Source organism: Mycobacterium sp. Soil_C_30 (assembly GCF_057656995.1).
In genome coordinates, this window is record NZ_JBDGJH010000006.1 from 295,208 (window position 1) to 312,025 (window position 16,818).

10 protein-coding genes are annotated in these 16,818 nt (G+C 68.5%); 3 read left to right on the top strand and 7 right to left on the bottom strand.

What is annotated here, in order from left to right:
* Positions 1 to 54: 54 nt before the first annotated feature.
* The gene (locus AC3A6P_RS14320; protein WP_487692237.1) at positions 55 to 639 is read left to right on the top strand and encodes a TetR/AcrR family transcriptional regulator; all 585 of its coding nucleotides are present in this window, start codon (positions 55 to 57) and stop codon (positions 637 to 639) included.
* On the top strand, positions 636 to 1,652 hold the full coding sequence (locus AC3A6P_RS14325) for an NADP-dependent oxidoreductase (RefSeq protein ID WP_487692238.1): 1,017 nt from the start codon (positions 636 to 638) through the stop codon (positions 1,650 to 1,652). The genes AC3A6P_RS14320 and AC3A6P_RS14325 overlap by 4 nt, the downstream gene beginning before the upstream one ends.
* 23 nt (positions 1,653 to 1,675) lie before the next feature.
* On the opposite strand, the gene AC3A6P_RS14330 is transcribed toward AC3A6P_RS14325, so the two are convergent.
* The 7 genes from AC3A6P_RS14330 to AC3A6P_RS14360 all read right to left on the bottom strand — a co-directional run bounded on the left by AC3A6P_RS14330 (position 1,676) and on the right by AC3A6P_RS14360 (position 16,000).
* On the bottom strand, positions 1,676 to 4,879 hold the full coding sequence (locus tag AC3A6P_RS14330) for an arabinosyltransferase domain-containing protein (protein WP_487692239.1): 3,204 nt from the start codon (positions 4,877 to 4,879) through the stop codon (positions 1,676 to 1,678).
* Complete coding sequence (locus AC3A6P_RS14335) at positions 4,876 to 8,184, bottom strand: arabinosyltransferase domain-containing protein (RefSeq protein ID WP_487692241.1); 3,309 nt, start codon at positions 8,182 to 8,184, stop codon at positions 4,876 to 4,878. Before AC3A6P_RS14335 ends, AC3A6P_RS14330 begins: the two co-directional genes overlap by 4 nt.
* A gap of 71 nt (positions 8,185 to 8,255) precedes the next feature.
* Complete coding sequence (locus AC3A6P_RS14340; RefSeq protein ID WP_487692242.1) at positions 8,256 to 11,492, bottom strand: arabinosyltransferase domain-containing protein; 3,237 nt, start codon at positions 11,490 to 11,492, stop codon at positions 8,256 to 8,258.
* On the bottom strand, positions 11,492 to 13,438 hold the full coding sequence (locus tag AC3A6P_RS14345; protein ID WP_487692243.1) for a galactan 5-O-arabinofuranosyltransferase: 1,947 nt from the start codon (positions 13,436 to 13,438) through the stop codon (positions 11,492 to 11,494). The genes AC3A6P_RS14340 and AC3A6P_RS14345 overlap by 1 nt, the downstream gene beginning before the upstream one ends.
* A 1-nt stretch (position 13,439) precedes the next feature.
* Positions 13,440 to 14,222: a decaprenylphospho-beta-D-erythro-pentofuranosid-2-ulose 2-reductase gene (gene dprE2 / locus AC3A6P_RS14350; RefSeq protein ID WP_487692244.1), complete on the bottom strand. Its 783-nt coding sequence runs from the start codon at positions 14,220 to 14,222 to the stop codon at positions 13,440 to 13,442.
* Positions 14,223 to 15,584, bottom strand: coding sequence for a decaprenylphosphoryl-beta-D-ribose oxidase (gene dprE1, locus AC3A6P_RS14355; RefSeq protein ID WP_487692245.1), 1,362 nt, complete (start codon positions 15,582 to 15,584; stop codon positions 14,223 to 14,225).
* 20 nt (positions 15,585 to 15,604) lie between these two features.
* Complete coding sequence (locus tag AC3A6P_RS14360; RefSeq protein ID WP_487692354.1) at positions 15,605 to 16,000, bottom strand: GtrA family protein; 396 nt, start codon at positions 15,998 to 16,000, stop codon at positions 15,605 to 15,607.
* Between the two features lie 167 nt (positions 16,001 to 16,167).
* Here AC3A6P_RS14360 and AC3A6P_RS14365 point away from each other — a divergent pair, with 167 nt between their 5' ends.
* On the top strand, positions 16,168 to 16,791 hold the full coding sequence (locus tag AC3A6P_RS14365) for an HD domain-containing protein (protein ID WP_487692246.1): 624 nt from the start codon (positions 16,168 to 16,170) through the stop codon (positions 16,789 to 16,791).
* Positions 16,792 to 16,818: the final 27 nt, after the last annotated feature.

The following is a 16,818-nucleotide window of genomic DNA, read 5'->3' on the forward strand; positions in this document are numbered from 1 at the left end:
ATTATGACTGTAAGATAACTGCTATGGTTGGTCAAGCGAATCGGGAGGTCGACAGTGGCGAGGTACGACACAAAGCACAAAGCCCACACCCGGCAGCGGATCCTGGAGGCCGCGGGCCGACGTCTGAAGCGCGACGGCATCGACGGCTCCGGTATCGCCGCGCTGATGACCGATGCGGGGCTGACCAATGGTGCGTTCTACGCCCACTTCGAGTCGAAGGACGACCTCGTCGCCCACGTGGTGGCCGAACAACTGGAAGCCCAGCGCGCCGTCCTCGCCGCGTTACCCCAGGGCAGGGCGGCCCTGGAGCAGTTCGTGCGCGGGTACCTGTCGCCGCAGCATCGCGACGACCCCAGCACTGGCTGCCCCAACGCTGCGCTGCTCGACGAGATCGGCCGGTGCGGTGATGCGGTCCGCGATGCCTACACCCAGGGGATGCAGTCCATCATCGATGTGATCGCGGCCGCCCTGGCGCCAGAGGACCCGTCCGCCGCGCGCACCACCGCGCTGGGACTGATCACCACCCTGGTCGCCACCATGCAGATCGCACGGGCGGTCTCCGACCGTGACATGTCCGACGGCGTACTCCGGTCCGGAATCCTCAACGCGCAACTGCTCCTCGAAGGGGAGATCTCATGAAGGCATTCGTCGTGAACCGGTACGGCAAGGACGGGATCCGCGCCGCCGAGGTGCCCGAGCCCAAGGCCGGACGTCGAGACGTTCTCGTCAAAGTGGTTGCCGCGAGCATCAATCCACTGGACAGCATGGTCCGCAACGGTGAGTTCAAACAACTCCTGAAGTACAAGCCGCCCTTCGTGCTCGGCCATGACGTTGCCGGTGTGGTCACCGAGATCGGTCCCGAGGTAACTGATTTCGCCGTCGGCGATGAAGTGTACGCACGTCCCCGCGACCTCCGCATCGGGACCTTCGCCGAGTACATCGCCATCGATCAGGACGACGTTGCGCACAAGCCGACTGCCTTGTCGCTGCAGGAGGCGGCCGCGGTTCCTCTGGTTGCGCTGGCCGCCTGGCAGATCCTGGTCGATGTGGCGCACATCGAACCCGGGCAGAAAATCCTGATCCACGCCGGTGCCGGAGGACTGGGATCAACCGTCATCCAACTGGCCAAGCATCTCGGCGCACACGTGGCGACCACTGTCAGCGGTGCCAGAGCGCAACTGGTCCGCGACCTCGGAGCCGACGTCGTCATCGATTACCGCACGCAGGATTTCGCCGAGATCCTGTCCGGATACGACGTCGTGGTGGACTCCCTGGGCGGAGAAAATCTGGCGAAGTCGCTGACCGTGCTCAAGCCCGGAGGCGTGGTGATCGGTGTCGCCGGCCCGCCCGACGCCGGCTTCGCCCGACAGCTCGGCGCACCGAAGCCGTTCGAATTCGTGCTGTCGCTCCTGAGCCTCAAGGTCCGCAGGGCAGCCAAGAAGCTGGGCGTGCGCTACGGGTTCTTCTTCATGCACGCCAGCGGCGCACAGCTCCGCAAGCTTGCCGAGTTGTACGACGCGGGACATCTACGGCCCGTCATCGACACCACCTTCGGCTTCGACCAGACTCTCGACGCCCTCGCCTACGTCGAGAGCGGTAAAGCCAAAGCCGGCAAGGTCATCGTCACACACTCAGCTGACAACCTCCGCTGACCCGCCATCTCACAGCAGCGTGATTACGGCCCGATCCGGATGTGCCCCGGTGAGTACAGCCCGGAGTGGGTGGTGGTGCCGAAGTCCAAGGTGGCCACCTCCGCGTCGACGATGGTGTCGAACCGGCGCAGCGAACCCCAGTCCCGGCCCCAGTCCCGCGACAGGTAGGTCGACATCACCTGGGCCCGCAGCAGCAGATCGGTGATGCCCAGCAGGCCACCGTTCATCCCGTCTTCCCAGCTGTCGGTGTCGTTGCGCTTGGCGTTGTAGTCCGGGGTGATCCGGAACTTCGGCACCTCGGTCACGCCGTGCGCGTGGAGCATCGGCTGCTGGCACGGGAACGCCAGGCCCACCGCCCAGTCCATCAGCACCGGCTGCTCGGAGCCGACGTACTCCTGGATCGAGCGCAGCTCCGGCACCCGCGGCGGTGTCACGGCCACCCAGTCACCGGGGGTCAGCGACAGGTCCTCGGCGACGATCCGCACCGCGGTCGCGTCATCGGGGATCTCCGAGCGGTCGTAGCGCAGGTTGCGCCACGACGGGACGGGGCCCAGGTCGTAGGGCTCCACCCGGCCCGCGGGCACCGGCGTGCCGTCGGGACCCGTTGTGGCGTATTCCAATTCGACAGCCTGGCCCTCGGTGCGGCCGTTGAACAGGCTGTTTCCGGTGATGGTGCCGGCGGCCGTGACGACCACCAGGGGGTGCGCGTCGTCGCGGGGCGGCAGCTGATACCAGGCCGAGTTCAGGATGCTCTGTTGCTGGGCTCCCTGCGTGTAGGAGCCGGCCACCGGTACCCGTGCCGGATCCAGTCCGTAGGGCAGCGGCACCGTGGAGCCGTTGACACCGGGGGAGTCCAGCTCGCTCGGGGCATCCCAGTCATAGTCGGTGCCCGGCATCGGGAACGGCTGCCGAATGGTCTCGGCGACAATCCGATCGGGCACCCCGCCGGGGGAGAAGCCCACCGGGTCCACGCCGCCGAGCGGGCCCAATGCACCGTAGTCGCCGGGCAGCGGGGCCAGGAAACCGTCGTTGGAATCCGGTTCCACCAGCACGTCATCGGCCAGGCCGCAACCGCCGGTGAACGCCCGCAGGTTCGACCAGGTGTTGGAGTAGGTCGGGTACTGCCGCACCACGCCGATCGCCATGGAGGCCACGAACACCACGACCATGAACCCGGACACCACCGGGATCGGGGCCTTGGTCACGGCCCGCGCGAACCGGCCGTTTCCACGGTCACGCGGCGCGAAGTGCAACCACAGCGCATACAGCGCGGCCGCCGCGAACAGCACGAAGAAGATGGTGCTGATCGTGAGGCCGCCGATCTTCGGCATCGAATTGTTGAACGGCACACCGTAACTGGAGACGTACCACCAGCCGTTGGTGGTGGCCCAGCACAGCGCCAGGATGAACAACACGGCCGCCAGGAACGCCATCCGGTTGCGGGCCCAGCGCACCACGGTCGGGGACACCAGCACCGTCGTCAGCGCCGCCATGGCCGCGCCCACCGCGGCGAACAGGCCCATGTGGTGCACCCACTTGGTGGGCGCGAACATCAGGAAGAAAACCGTGGCGAAGATGATGCCCATCAGCCGCCAGGCCGGGCCGCGGGCCACGCCGGGAACCCGCTTGCGCCGCAACATGATGAACATCGCGGCGAGCAGGCTCAACGCGGTGATCAGGAAGCCGAACCGGCGCGACAGTGAACCGTCGACGGTGGGCAGGATCATGTAGAAGTAGCGCAGGTTCTCGGTGTACCACTCCTGGCTGGGGCCGATCTCCGTGCGAATCCTGGTGGCTTCCAACACCGTTGCCAGGGTCTGGTCGGCGAACACCACCGGCAGGATCACGGTGCCCGCGGCCAGCAGCGGCAGCAGCAGTGGCCACGTGCCCACCAGCTGTCGGCGCTGGGCGATGATCCGCAGGATCGGGCGGCCGCCGGCCAGCAGTGCGGCCACGGCGATCAGGCCGGTGGGCTGGATACCGAGGGTGAACGCGGCGCTGATGATGGCCAGCGCGGCGGGCAGCAGTCGCCGCGAGGTGACGGCGCGTTCGATCAGGACGTAGGTGATCAGCGCGCCGGTGGCGATCTGCCCTTCGGGGCGCAGTCCGTTGTTGAACGGCATCCACGCCGCCAGCAGCACAAAACCGGCGGCCCACAGGGCGGGCCTGCTGGTTGCGACGGCGGGACCCAGGCGCGGCAACACTTCCCGCGACAGCAGCAGCCAGCACACCAGGGCACACACCAGATCGGGCAGCCGCATCCAGATCGAAGCGGTGCTCACCTGGGTCATCAGCGCCAGCAGGTTGTAGTACCAGCCGAAGGGATCCTCGGGGCTGCCGAACCAGCGGAAGTAGTTCGACATGTAGCCGGCGTGGTCGGCGACGCGGGCCATCTGCAGGATGTAGCCGTCGTCGGACGAGTTCGCCCCGCCCACGTACCAGACCAGGAACGCACCCACCACCGTGACGTCGACGGCGGTGAACGTGCGCCAGCGCGTCGGGATCAGCCGCTGCATCCGGTGGCCGTCGATGCGGTCCAGCCGCCACAACGCAAGCAGCGCAATGACGGTCGAGGCGACGGCCAGCAGGATCGAGACCAGCTTCAAGGTGGTGGGGGTGGTGGTGAAGCGGGTGTCGATGTCCGCCGACACCGACAGCCCGGGCGGCGCGGGCCCGGTCAGGTCGGTGAACATCCCGACGATCGCCGGGCGCAGGTTGGGGTCGGCAAAACCGGTGCGCTGCGGCTGCCCACGGTCGGGGCCGGTCACCTGATCGAGGCCGACGAACTCGGCGAACGTGCCGTCCTCGGAGGAGGTGATCTCGATGCGCTCGCAGGCGGGCGACTCGACACGTTCGCGGGAGACGCTGGCCACCACGACGTTTCGGTCGGTGACGTCGACGCGTTCGTCGGTGACGTTGACGAACAGACCGTTGAGCGCGGCCTGTTTGCCGTCGGCGGGGGCGGTGCCCAGCACCATCGCGCCGTCGGCGGGCAGGCCCCGGATCACCTCGCACGGCACCGTCGCCGTCATCGACACCGGCACCTGGGAGATCAACGGCGCCGTCACATTGGTCATCTGGCCGTTCTGTGGCCAGTTCAGCGCCGCGGTCGTCTGCGTCACCGGCAGCAGCGGGGTGGCCACCGCGAACAGGAAGCCCAGCAGGCCGGCGATCATCGCGACCCAGCGGGCGGTCTTCACCTCGTCTCTCACCGCGGAGTCCCTCATGGCAGCGCCCGGATCGGTCCGGACCGGCTCCACCCGAACACCCGCTCGGAGCCCTGCTCGATCTCGGCCGTCGGCGACTCGTCGGCGGGCACCACCCGGTCGTAGCGCTCGATGGAGCCCCAGTCGCGGTACCAGTCGTCACGCAGATAGGTCGGGATGGTGGATGTGCGCAGCAGCGCCTGGATGAACAGGAAGGGGCCACCGTCCTGCGCGCTGAGCCAGAGGTTCGACGATGCCTGCATCTGACTGAAGTTGGGCAGGATGCGGTACTCCGGTAGTTCGGCCACGCCCAGGTGTTCTGAGAACGGGCGCTGGCAGGGGAAGTTGGCGGCCACGGCCATGTCCATCAGCACCGGGGTCTCGTCGCCCAGGAAATCTTGAGCGGTTTCGAGCACCGGCACCCGGGGCGGGGTGAACGCGAACCATTGGTCTTCGCTGAGGTTGGGGTCGTCGGCGACGATGCGGACGACGTTGGCCTCGGCCGGCGCCCACGACAGCGGGAACCGCAGGTTGCGCCAGGCCCGCTGCATCGCGACGTCGATGGGTCCCACTTCGTCGAGTTCGGTGAACTGACCGTCGGGGCCGCGGACACCCCACTGCAGCTTGAGGTTCTGGCCATAGCTGAATTCGCCCTCTTCGTTGAAGCTCCAGATGGCGCCGGCCGCGGCGACGGTGACCAGGGGCCGGTCCTCGGTGCGGGGCGGCAGTTCGTACCAGACCGACGTGGCTTCGGCGGCCACGGTGTTCTCGTCGAAGCTGCCCATCACCGGCGTGGTGGCGGGGTCGAGGCCGAACGGCAGGAACACCGAGGATCCGTTGACACCTTCAGGGCCGTAGCCGCCGCCGGTGCCGGCCTGGTAGCCGGAGCCGACGTTCGGCTTGTTGGGCGAGCCGTCCGAGTTCGGGGTGCCCGGTTTGATGGAGGTCGGTTCGACGGGATCCAGTGAATCGCTGACGCCGTTGGGGTTGAAGCCCACCGGGTCCTCACCGCCGAGTGGCCCGTATTCGCCGAACTGCTGGCCGGGGACCGGGGTCAACATCCCGGCATTGGTGTCTTTCTCCACCAACACCGCATCCGCCAGGGCGCAGCTGCGGCCCGTCAACGCGGCCACGTTGGCCGAGGCGTTGGTGTAGGCCGGATAGCGCTGCGCGGCGCCCTTGAGCATCGAGCCCACCTCGAGGACCACCATGATGAGCGCGACGACCAGCAGTGGCGTCGACGCCAGCACCCGGTTGCGTTTGTTGTTCTTGACCTCGGTGTGCCCGGCGTAGTCCATGCGGAAGTGCAGCCACGCCGCCAGCAGTCCGCCGAGGATGGCCAGCACCAGGAACATCGACGTCACGGGCCGGCCGGCGATCACCGGGGGCCGGTCGAACCACGGCACGCCGTAGTTGCCGACGTCGAACCAGGAGTTCCAGCCCGACGTCGCCCACGCCAGCACGAACAGCAGGGCGGTGACGTACAGCGCCAGGTTGCGTCGGCTGTGCAGTCCCACCCGGGAGAACGCGAAGGCCGTCACCGCGCCCAGCGCACCGGTCAGGCCGGCGAAGACGCCGTACTGGATGGCCCATTTGGTGGGGGTGAAGGTCAGCAGCAGCAGGCCCACAAAGGTGGTGCCCAGCAGGCGCCACACCGGCCCGTTGGCCGCACCGGGGACTCCGCCGCGGCGCAACAGCACCGCCAGCACCCCGAACAGGCACAGCATCAGCACGAAGAAGGCGAAGCGCCGGGTCAGGGAGCCGTCGATGCTGTCCTCGACGGTCAGGAAGTACGGCCGCAGGAAGTCCTGGTACCAGGCGATGGTGGGGCCGACGACGTACTTGATGCGGGCCGACTCGGCGACGGTGGCCAGGGTCTGGTCGCGGAACACGACCACGAACAGCAGTGAGGCCGACGCCAGCAGCGGCGCCAGTTGCGGCAGGACCCCGTGGGTGGCGCGGCGGGCGGCGACGATGCGGGCGATGGCGCGGGCGCCGACCAGCAGCGGCGCGAGGACCACCAGACCCTGCGGGGCCAGGGTGACGGAGAAGACGGTGACCACGATCGCGATCGCGGCCGGCCACAGCCGCCGGGTGGCGATGCTGTTCTCGATCAGCATCCAGACCAGCACGGTGCCGAACGCGATCAGCGGTTCTGGGCGCAGTCCGTTGTTGAAGGCCAGCCAGCTCGCCAGGAACACCGCGGCACCGGTGAACACCGTGACCCGGTTGGCCGCCATCCGCCGGCCCAGCCGCGGGATCACCCATCGGCTCAGCACCAGCCAGGTACCGATGCCCGCCAGCAGTGCCGGCAGCCGCATCCAGATCCCGGCGGTGCTGATCGCGGCCAGGTGGCCGAGCACCGACTGGTACCAGTCGAACGGTGCCTCGGTGGCGCCGAAGTAGCGGTAGTAGTTGGCGGAGTATCCGGCTTCCGACGAGATCCGGGCGATGGTGAGGTTGTAGCCGTCGTCGTTGGAGACGGGGCCGATGATGTGCCAGAGCAGCAACGTGCCGATGACGCCGATATCGGCGACCCAGGTGGCGATGCCCGCCCGCAGCAGCCGCCCGCGGCCCGGCGCGCGGAAAAACGCCGCTCGCCGAACCCGGCGGATCCCATGCCGCCGGGCCTCTTGCTCGCGGAAAAACGCCGCTCGCCGAACCCGGCGGTCCAGCAGCGCGAGCGACACCACGGAGGCGATGACGCAGCCCACCCCCAGGATCATCGCGATCAGTTTCAGCGCGGTCGGGGAGGTGATGAACCGGGTGTCGATGTCGACGCGCGCCGACAGCCCGTCCTGCGGCGCCACCTCGAGATCGGTGAACAGCCCGGCCACCTGGGGGCGTTTCTCCGCGGGCTCGGCGCCGGTGGCGTCGGGGATGCCGACGAAGTCGGCGCCCACACCGCCGATGTTGGCCCAGACGTGGATGACGCTGCAGGCACCGGTCTCGACGGCTTGGCGCGGTGCGACGGCGGCCACGGTGTCCCGGACGACGACCACGACGGTCTCGGTGTTGGCGCGGACGAACAGGCCGTTGCGGCCGGCGTCGATACCGCCGGAGGGGACGGTGGACACCACGACGCCGCCGGCGGCGGGCAGGGTGGCCACGGCCACGCAGGGGATCGAGATGTCCAGCGCTTGCGGGGCGCCCGACACCAGCGGCGCGGTGACGTCGGAGACGAAGCCGTCAGGCCCGAGACCCTGCGGCCACAGCACGGTGGCGGTGGTCTGTCTGACCGGCAACAGCGGCACGAGCGCGCACAGAACCAGCCCGGCGATACCCGCGATGACAGCGATGAGACGGGCTAAGCGGTGTGCGGGCACGAGGCTCGATGGTAGGCGACGTACTTGTGTGGTCGGCCCTACAGGGGATTGTGTCGCCGACCGGGCCCGACTCAAGACAGTCGAAGCGGTGCCGGGCTCCACAACCCGCTACGGGTTTCGCTGCCCAGGTCCAGCCGTGCGGGCTCGGCACCCGGATAGAACAGCACCAGCCGCTGCAGCGCACCCCAGTCGCGGGACCAGTCGTCCTGCAGATAAGTGGGCACGGTCTCGGCCCGGAACAGCAGCTCGGAAATGCCCAGCGGCCCGCCGCCCAGGTAGTCCATCACCGGCGAGTTGGCCTCGGCGCCGAACCTGTCCGGCAGGATGCGCCAACGCGGCACCTCGGTGACACCGTTCTGATGGCCGAACGGACGCTGGCACGGGAACGCCAGGCCGACCAGCCAGTCCAGCAGCACCGGATCCTCGGAGCCGACCACCTGCTGCAGGCTCTGCAGTTCCGGAATCCGGGGCGGGGTCACCGCGATCCAGTGATCCGGCGCCAGGTCGTCCTCGGTGGAGACGATGCGGATGCGGGTGGCGTCGGCGGGGATCGCCCCCAGCGGGGCGCGCAGGTTGCGCCAGGCCGGTGCGGCGCCGACGTCGGCGAAGCCGATCGAGCCTTGGGCTTGCCCGTCGGGGCCGGCCCACTGCACCTGGAGGTCGCCGGCGTCGAAACGTCCGGCCGCCGAGACCACCAGCAGCGGCCCGGCCTCCTCGCGCGGGGGCAGCTGGTACCAGGCCGACCGCAGGAACGCCGGCAGCTGTACTCCCGAACGCCAGCTGCCCAGCACCGGCGTGCTGGCGGGGTCCAGGCCGTAGGGCAGGCGGGCCCGGGAACCGTTGATCCCGGTGGTGGCCGTCGTACCGCCCTCGGTGCCGGCCTCGCCGGTTTCCTCGGAGCTGCCGCCCGCGTCGGCGAAGTTGTCACTGGTCTGCTGGTCGGAAACCGGGTCCGGCGACACATCGGTGGGAATTCCGTTGGGCGAGAAGCCGGTTGAGGTCACCGCGCCCAACGCGTCCGCCGGGGGGACGTCGACGGGGGTCAGCATGCCGGCGTTGGGATCCTGCTCCACCATGACGTCGTTGGCCAGGCCGCAGGTCTTGCCGGTCAGCGCTTCGAGGTTGGACCGGCCCACCGTCCAGGCGGGATACTGCGTCACCATCGCCATGGTCAGTGACACGACCTCGAACATGACCAGCGCCCATGCGGCGATCGCCAACGGCGAATGCAGGATTCGGCCCGCTCGGGTGGGCCGCCAGGGCCCTTCGCCGCGGCCGGAGAAGTGCATCCACACGGCCACCAGTAGTGTCAGTACCGACAGTCCGAGCAGGATGGTGGTGAACCCGAACCGGTACTCGGGGAACGCATTCGACCACGGCACACCGAAGTTGGACACGTACCACCAGCCGTTCACGCTGGCGAAGCACAGTGCCGCCATGAACAGCACGATCGCCGCGAACACCGTGCGGTTGCGCCGCGATTTCATGGCGTGCGCGGTGACGGCCACCGCCGCCAGCGCCCCCAGTGAACCGGCCAGCCCCGCGATGACGCCGAAATGGTGGGTCCACTTGGTGGGGGTGAACATCATCGCCAGGAACAAGATGATGGTGATACCGATGATGCGACGGCTCGGTCCGGCCGCGGTGCCGGGAATGCGGCCCTTGCGCAACGACATCGCCACGGCGATGGCCAGGGCCAGCAGTACGGCCAGCACGGCGAACCGTCGGGCGATGGACCCGTCGGGGGTGGCCATGAACAGCCGCTCGTAGCGGGTGTGCTCGTCGAACCAGGCCAGGCTCGGGCCCACATCGGATTTGAAAGAGCTGGCCTGCAGTTCCCCGGCGAAGGACTGGTCGCGGAAGATCAGGATGGCCGACACGGTGATGGCGGCCAGGATCGGCGCCAGCAGCGGTGCCAGCCCGAACTGGCCGGCGCGGCGGCGCAGGATCGTCAGCAGCGGGCCGACGGCCACCAGCAGCGCGCCGATCGAGGCGATGCCGGTGGGCCCGGAGAACAGGGTCAGCGCGCCGATGATGCAGGCCACCGCCACGGGTAGCAGCCGGCTGGTGGCCACGGCGCGTTCCACCGAGCACCACGTCAGCAGGATGCCCAGGGCGATGATCGGTTCGGGCCGTAGGCCGTTGTTCAAGGGCAGCCACACCGCCAGGAACATGCCCGCCGCGGTCCAGGCCGCCGCGCGGCTGCGCTTGACGGCGGCGCCGAGGCGCGGGATCACTTCGCGGCTGATGATCCACCAGCAGGCCAGCGCCATCAGGAGGGTGGGCAACCGCATCCAGACGCTGGCGGTGGTGACGTGGGCCCACAGCGCCAGCAGGTCGTAGTACCAGCCGAACGGCGCTTCCGGCGTGCCGAACCAGCGGTAGTAGTTGGCCATGTAGCCGGCGTTCTCGGAGACGCGGGCCATGGTGAGGATGTAACCGTCGTCGGCGGTGTTGGCGCCCACGAAGTGCCACCACACCAGCACCGCGGCCACGAGGGCGTCCAGCCCGGTGATCGACCACCAGCGCGATGGCAGCAGCCGGTGGTGGCGCACCCCGTCGGCGGTGTCGAGGACGTGCAGCGCGATCAGCGATACGAGCGTCATCAGGACACCGAGGAACATCGCCACGAGCTTGAGCACGGTCGGGGCGCTGCTGTAGCGGGTGTCGATGGTCGCCGACAACTCCAGGCCGGGTGGCGCCGGTCCGGACAGGTCGGTGAACACGCCAACAACCTGCGGGCGGAAGTCGTACCCGCCGCGTTCGCCGCGCAACGGGGCGTCGGGATCGTCACCGGTGTTGGCGGGGGAGACCGCCTGGGTGAGGCCGACGAACTCGGCGCTCACCTTGTCGGCCTGGGCGGTGAACTCCAACCGCTGACAATCCGGTCCCAGGACGGCGCTCATCGGGGCGACGACCACGGGGGTGTTGCGGACGACGACCACCAGGTTGTTGTTGGCGCGTTCGATCAGCAGGCCGCGGTCGACGGCCTGCGGGGCCTGCTTGGGAACCGTGGACAGCAACACCGTGCGGTTGACGTTGGCCGGTCCCGCCAGGCCGGCGGCGACCTGGCACGGCACCGTGATGGTCAGATCGGTGGCGACGTAACCGATCAACGGCGCGGTCACGGATTCGAGCACGCCGTTTTGCGGCCAGTTCAGTTCCGCGGTGGTCTGCTTGATCGGCAGGAACGGGGTGGCGATGGCCAGCAACGCGCCCAACAGTCCGGTGACGACGGCGACGGTCTTGGCTGTGCGATAACTGCGCCCCGCGTCCGTCACGGAGGTAGATCGTAACTGCGTGGCCATCAGGGTGACTTTCTGATGGCGAGCACGAACGGGCCGATGGTCTGCACGTCGAACTCGGGGCTGTCGAACAGCGCCGAGTCCAGTTCGACGGTGTAGCGCCGCACGTTGGGCTGGTTGGGGTAGACGTCCTCGGCCAGCCGCAGGGTGTAGGTGGCCCCGGATCCGGATCCGGCGCCGCGGCGCATCAGGAACACCGTCGGCGGTTCCCACGGCAGTTCGTCGAGGGCGGTCAGGAACTCCTGGCTGCCGTCCAGCTCCGCCCAGCTCTCGATTTCGGCGGAGCGGGCGTCGAACTGGGCCAGCGGGTTGGCATAGTGCGAGGTCAGGCCCTGGAAGCCGAAGTAGGGATAAAAGGACAGGAAGCTGTAGTCGGCGGTCAGCACCACGGTCTCGTTGCGGGGCCGGCCGGTCTTCTCCAGGATGGTGTCGTCGATCTCGCGGTAGTACTGCTCCGCGCCGGGCGGTCGCTGGTCGCCGCGCACACCGTCACCGTCGGTGTCGGTGTAGGCCACCGTGATGTCGGGCCGCAGGGTGTCGGGGATGTCCTGGCTGAACGCCATCGCCCCGGCCAACCCGACGGCCGCCGCCACCGGGATCAGACGCCGGCCCCAGCGCGCCGCCGCGGCCAGGCTGACTTCGAGGAACCCGAACACCCCGGCCGTGGCCAGCAGGACGGTCAGAGTGGGCTGCAACCGGAACGACAGCAGGGTGGTGCCGGCCAGTGTGGTGAGCATCGACAGCAGTGACCACAGATAGACGGCCAGCACCCCGACGGCCAGGGCACCGGCGCGCACCGAGGACCGGGCGCGCACGATCAGCCAGATGGTGCCCAGCATGCACAGCGCCCCGAGCAGCGAGAACTGCAGCATCGGGAACGTCAGCACGGCGCCGTCGTTGGGCAGGTAGTGCATGGCGCTGCCGGTGTCCGACAGCGGTTGCTTCGATGCCCTCAGCAGGAACGGCAGCCAGGTGGTCAGGGCGATCAGGATGGCGATCACCCCGGCGACGAGCAGTCTGCGCAGGGGTTCGATGCTGCGCCGGGAGACCGCCAGCACAACGGCCATGCCCGTCACCGTCATCGCGGACAGGCCCAGCAGCAGCGTGTAGAAGGTGGCGCTGATCCCGAGGAAGATCCCGACGCCAACCACGGCGGCCCACCCGCCCCTGTCCGAATCTGACTTGCTCGACTCGTTCCCGTCTCTCGCTGCGCTCGTTCCGCTCTCTCGTCTCGCGGGCCGGCGCAGCCCTGCCCACGCCAGCACCAAGATCGGCGGCAGCAGCACGGTGATCATCGCGCTGTAGGGCTCCGGCGAGGCATAGGCGATGGTCACCGCGGCCGTCGCCGTCGTCACGATCAGTGCGTAGGTGAAGCGAATCAGCTTGGACCACAACACGAATGCCAGCGCCACCGCAATCGCGATCGAGGTCACCGCCCACGGCTTGTAGACCTCCCACGCCGGCATACCCGCCAGATCAGCGGCCCGGCCGCCGATCCAGAACCAGCCCGGCGGGTAGTACGGCGGCAACCCGGCGTATGTCATGTCCTGCAGCGCGGGACTGTCGGCCAGCCGGGTCACGTACTCGGTGCGGAACTGCTGGTCGACGGAGATGCCGAACAGATACAGCTTGGTGGCCCCCAGCGGCATGCCCAGGGTGGCCACCACGAAAGCGGGCAGGAACACCAGCGCGGTACCGGTGGCCACCCGCCGCCGGCCCCGGACCCAGAACCAACCCGCCGCGAAGAGGGCCGCCAGACAGGCGAATTGGCCGACCGTGGTCAGCGCGTGCAACTGATTGCTGGAAGGGAACGCGGGCCACTGGACGCGGCTGATCGCCGCCAGTGACACGACGGAAACGACGACGGCGATCAACGCCGCCAGTGCCATTTCGCCGACTGTGCGGATGGCCGCCGTTGTTGTGCTGGACGAGGCCAGCGCTGCCCTCATCTCAGATGGGCAGCTTGCGGAAGATGGGGCGCGGGATGTGCCGCAGCACCATCATCACGAAGCGGAACGGGCCCGGGGCCCAGATCAGGTCCTTGCCCTTGGCCGACGCGGCGACCGCCAACTCGGCGACGTCCTCCTTGTCGACCGTGAACGGGGCTTCCTTGGCGCCGGTGGCCTTCCAGTGCTCGATCGTGGTCGTCGTGCGTACCTGGCCGGGCCGGATCACCAGCACCCGCACACCGAATTCCCGCAGTGCTTCGCCGAGGCCGAGGTAGAAACCGTCGAGACCGGCCTTGGTGGACCCGTACACGAAGTTCGATCGCCGCACGCGCTCGCCGGCCGCCGAGCTCATCGCGATGATGCGGCCCGACCCTTGGGCTCGCATCTTCTCGCCGAGCAGCACACCGACGGAAACCGCTGCGGTGTAGTTGATCCCGGCGATCTGTACGGCTTTGCGCTGGTTCTGCCAGAGCTCTTCGGCGTCGCCGAGCAGACCGAAGGCCACGACGGCCACATCGATGTCGCCGCCGGCCCACGCCGCGTCGATCACCGCCGGGTGGCTCGCGGTGTCCAGCGCGTCGAAGTCGATCCAGTCAACGGCTTTGGCGCCCGCGGCGCGCAACTGCTCGATGGCGGCGTCCTTGCGCGGGTGGCCCGGCAGATCGGCCAGCACGATCCGCGCGGGTGCGTCACGCAGATAGCGCTCGCCGATCGCGAGGGCGATCTCGGACGTGCCACCGAGGAGCAGGATCGCCTGCGGATTACCTACTGCGTCGAACACCATCTAGAGCAGCTCCAAACGTCGGGCCATATCGGAGGCGAACACACCCTCGGGATCGACGCTGCGGCGCACCGCGATCCATTCGTCGATCCGCGGATACATGGCGTGGAAGGTCTCGGCGGTGGTGCGCGAATCCTTGGCGGTGTACAGCCGTCCGCCGAACTGCAGCACGCGGCGGTCGAGTTCGGTGACGAATTCGTGCAGGCCCGCCTTGATGGGGAAGTCGACGCACACGTTCCAGCCGGGAATCGGGAAGCTCAGCGGCGCTTGGTTTCCCGGGCCGAAGAGCTTGAACACGTTGAGGAACGAGTAGTGCCCGCTGGCCTGGATATCGCCGATGATGGCCTTGAACTCGTCGACCGCCTCTCCTGGCACCACGAACTGGTACTGCAGGAATCCGCGGGGGCCGTAGGCGCGGTTCCACTCACCGAACATGTCGAGTGGGTGATAGAACTGCGTCAGGTTCTGGACCTTGCCGCGGTAGGTGCCGGATTTGCGGTACCAGAGCTCGCCGATGGGCCCGAAGGTGTACTTGTTGGCCAGACCGTTGGGGAACACATCGGGCAGCGTGAGTAGTTGCGGCGCATCGAATTTCAGCGGGTCTTTGCGCAGTTTGGCGGGCAGCTGGTCCAGCGTCGCCAGGGAGCCGCGCGAAATCGCCGCGCGGCCCAGCTTCGGCGGTGCGCTGATGGCGTCGAACCACGCGCTCGAATACGTGTAATTGGATTCGCTGCCGTCGCTGTGGAAGGCGATGGTCTCGTCGAGGCTGCCGGTGACGTCGCCGTCGGCGATGAAGTAGGCGGTCTCGGTGGGGGTCATCGCGACGGTGGCCCGCAAGATGATGCCCGTCAGGCCGTTCCCACCGACGGTCGCCCAGAACAGGGCTGCGTTGTCGCCGTCGGGGGTGAGGTGGCGGACCTGCCCGTCGGCGGTCAGCAGTTCCATCGAGCGCACGTGGTTGCCGAAGCTGCCGGCGCTGTGGTGGTTCTTGCCGTGGATATCGCAGGCGATGGCGCCGCCGATGGTCACCTGCCGGGTGCCCGGCAGTACGGGCACCCACAGTCCGAACGGCAGGGCGGCCTTCATCAGCTGATCGAGGTTCACCCCGCCGTCGACGTCGACGGTTGCGGTGTCGGCGTCGACCGAGTGGATACGGTTCAGCGCGGGCATGTCGATGACGAGGCCGCCACCGTTCTGCGCGTTGTCGCCGTAGGAGCGGCCGAGGCCACGGGCGAGCACACCGCGCGGTCCGGCCTGCGAGACGGCCTTGATGATCTCTTCGGCGTCGGGGGTCGACAGCACCTCGGCAACCGAGGGCGCGGTGCGTCCCCAGCCGCTCAGCTGGCGTGTGGTGGTCACAGACATCGAGACAGAGGGTACCGCTCTTATCTCAACCGGAAGATCACCGCGCGCTGCACGATGAAGTTGATCACCGTGGCCGTGCCCTGGGCGATGACGAATGCCACGGGCACCCGCCACGGCTTGTCGTCCCACTGCGTGTAGAAGAGATAGTTGATGCCGACCTGTACGGCGTAGGTCAGCGCGTAGAGCACCATCACCGCGATGAACCGGGCCCGGCTGGGTGTGGCCTGGAAGGTCCAGCGCCGGTTGATCAGGTAGGCCGTGGTGGTGCCCGCGATGAAACTCAGCGTCTTGGCCAGGTTGACGTGCAGGTCCAGCTCGAGGAACACCAGGTAGAGGCCGAAATCGACGATTGCCGACAGGCCGCCGGTCACCAGGAATCGCCACACCTGCGTCCCGAGGCTCAGGTTCGGTGGCATAGGGGGCTCGGCCATCGCGGGGAAGCTTAGCTGGCACGTCGGCCCGGCCCTGACTCCCCGGCTCCTTCGTCGCCGCATCGTCGACCGGGCTGGCTCATCGGCCCGGCCCTGACTCCCCGGCTCCTTCGTCGCCGCATCGTCGACCGGGCTGCTGCAAGAATGAGTGCGTGCACGATCTGCTGAAGGTCTGGGACGCCCTGTTGGCGCGCCACACCACCCACTCGGCCGACGCGCACGCGACCGGCCGGGCACTGCTGGCCCGCTGGAGCGAGCCGCACCGGCGCTACCACGACCTGGCCCACCTGGGCGGCATCCTGTCCTACGTCGAAGAGCTGACCGGGCACGCCACCGACGCCGACGCGGTGCGGCTGGCGGCCTGGTATCACGACGCTGTGTATGCCGGCCGCCCCGATGACGAAGAACTCAGCGCCCAGCTCGCCGAGACCGACCTGGCCGCCCTGGGCGTCGAGGTGGGGTTGGTGGCCGAGGTCGGGCGGTTGATCCGGATGACCGTCGAGCACGACCCGGCCCCGGGCGATCGCAACGGCGAGGCACTCTCGGACGCCGATCTCGCGGGCATGGCGTTGCCGCCGGAGCAGTACCAGCGCAACTCTGCCCTGATCCGCCAGGAGTACAACCATGTGTCCGACGACGCGTTCCGCGCCGGCCGCGTCAAGGTGATCGAGAGCCTGCTCGCCGGTCCCGGTGTGTTCCGGACGCCGTGGGGGCGCCGGCACTGGGAGGCCGCGGCCAAAGCCAACATGAATGCGGAGTTGGCCTCGCTGCGGTGAGTCATCTGACGGCCGGCTGTCCGGAAG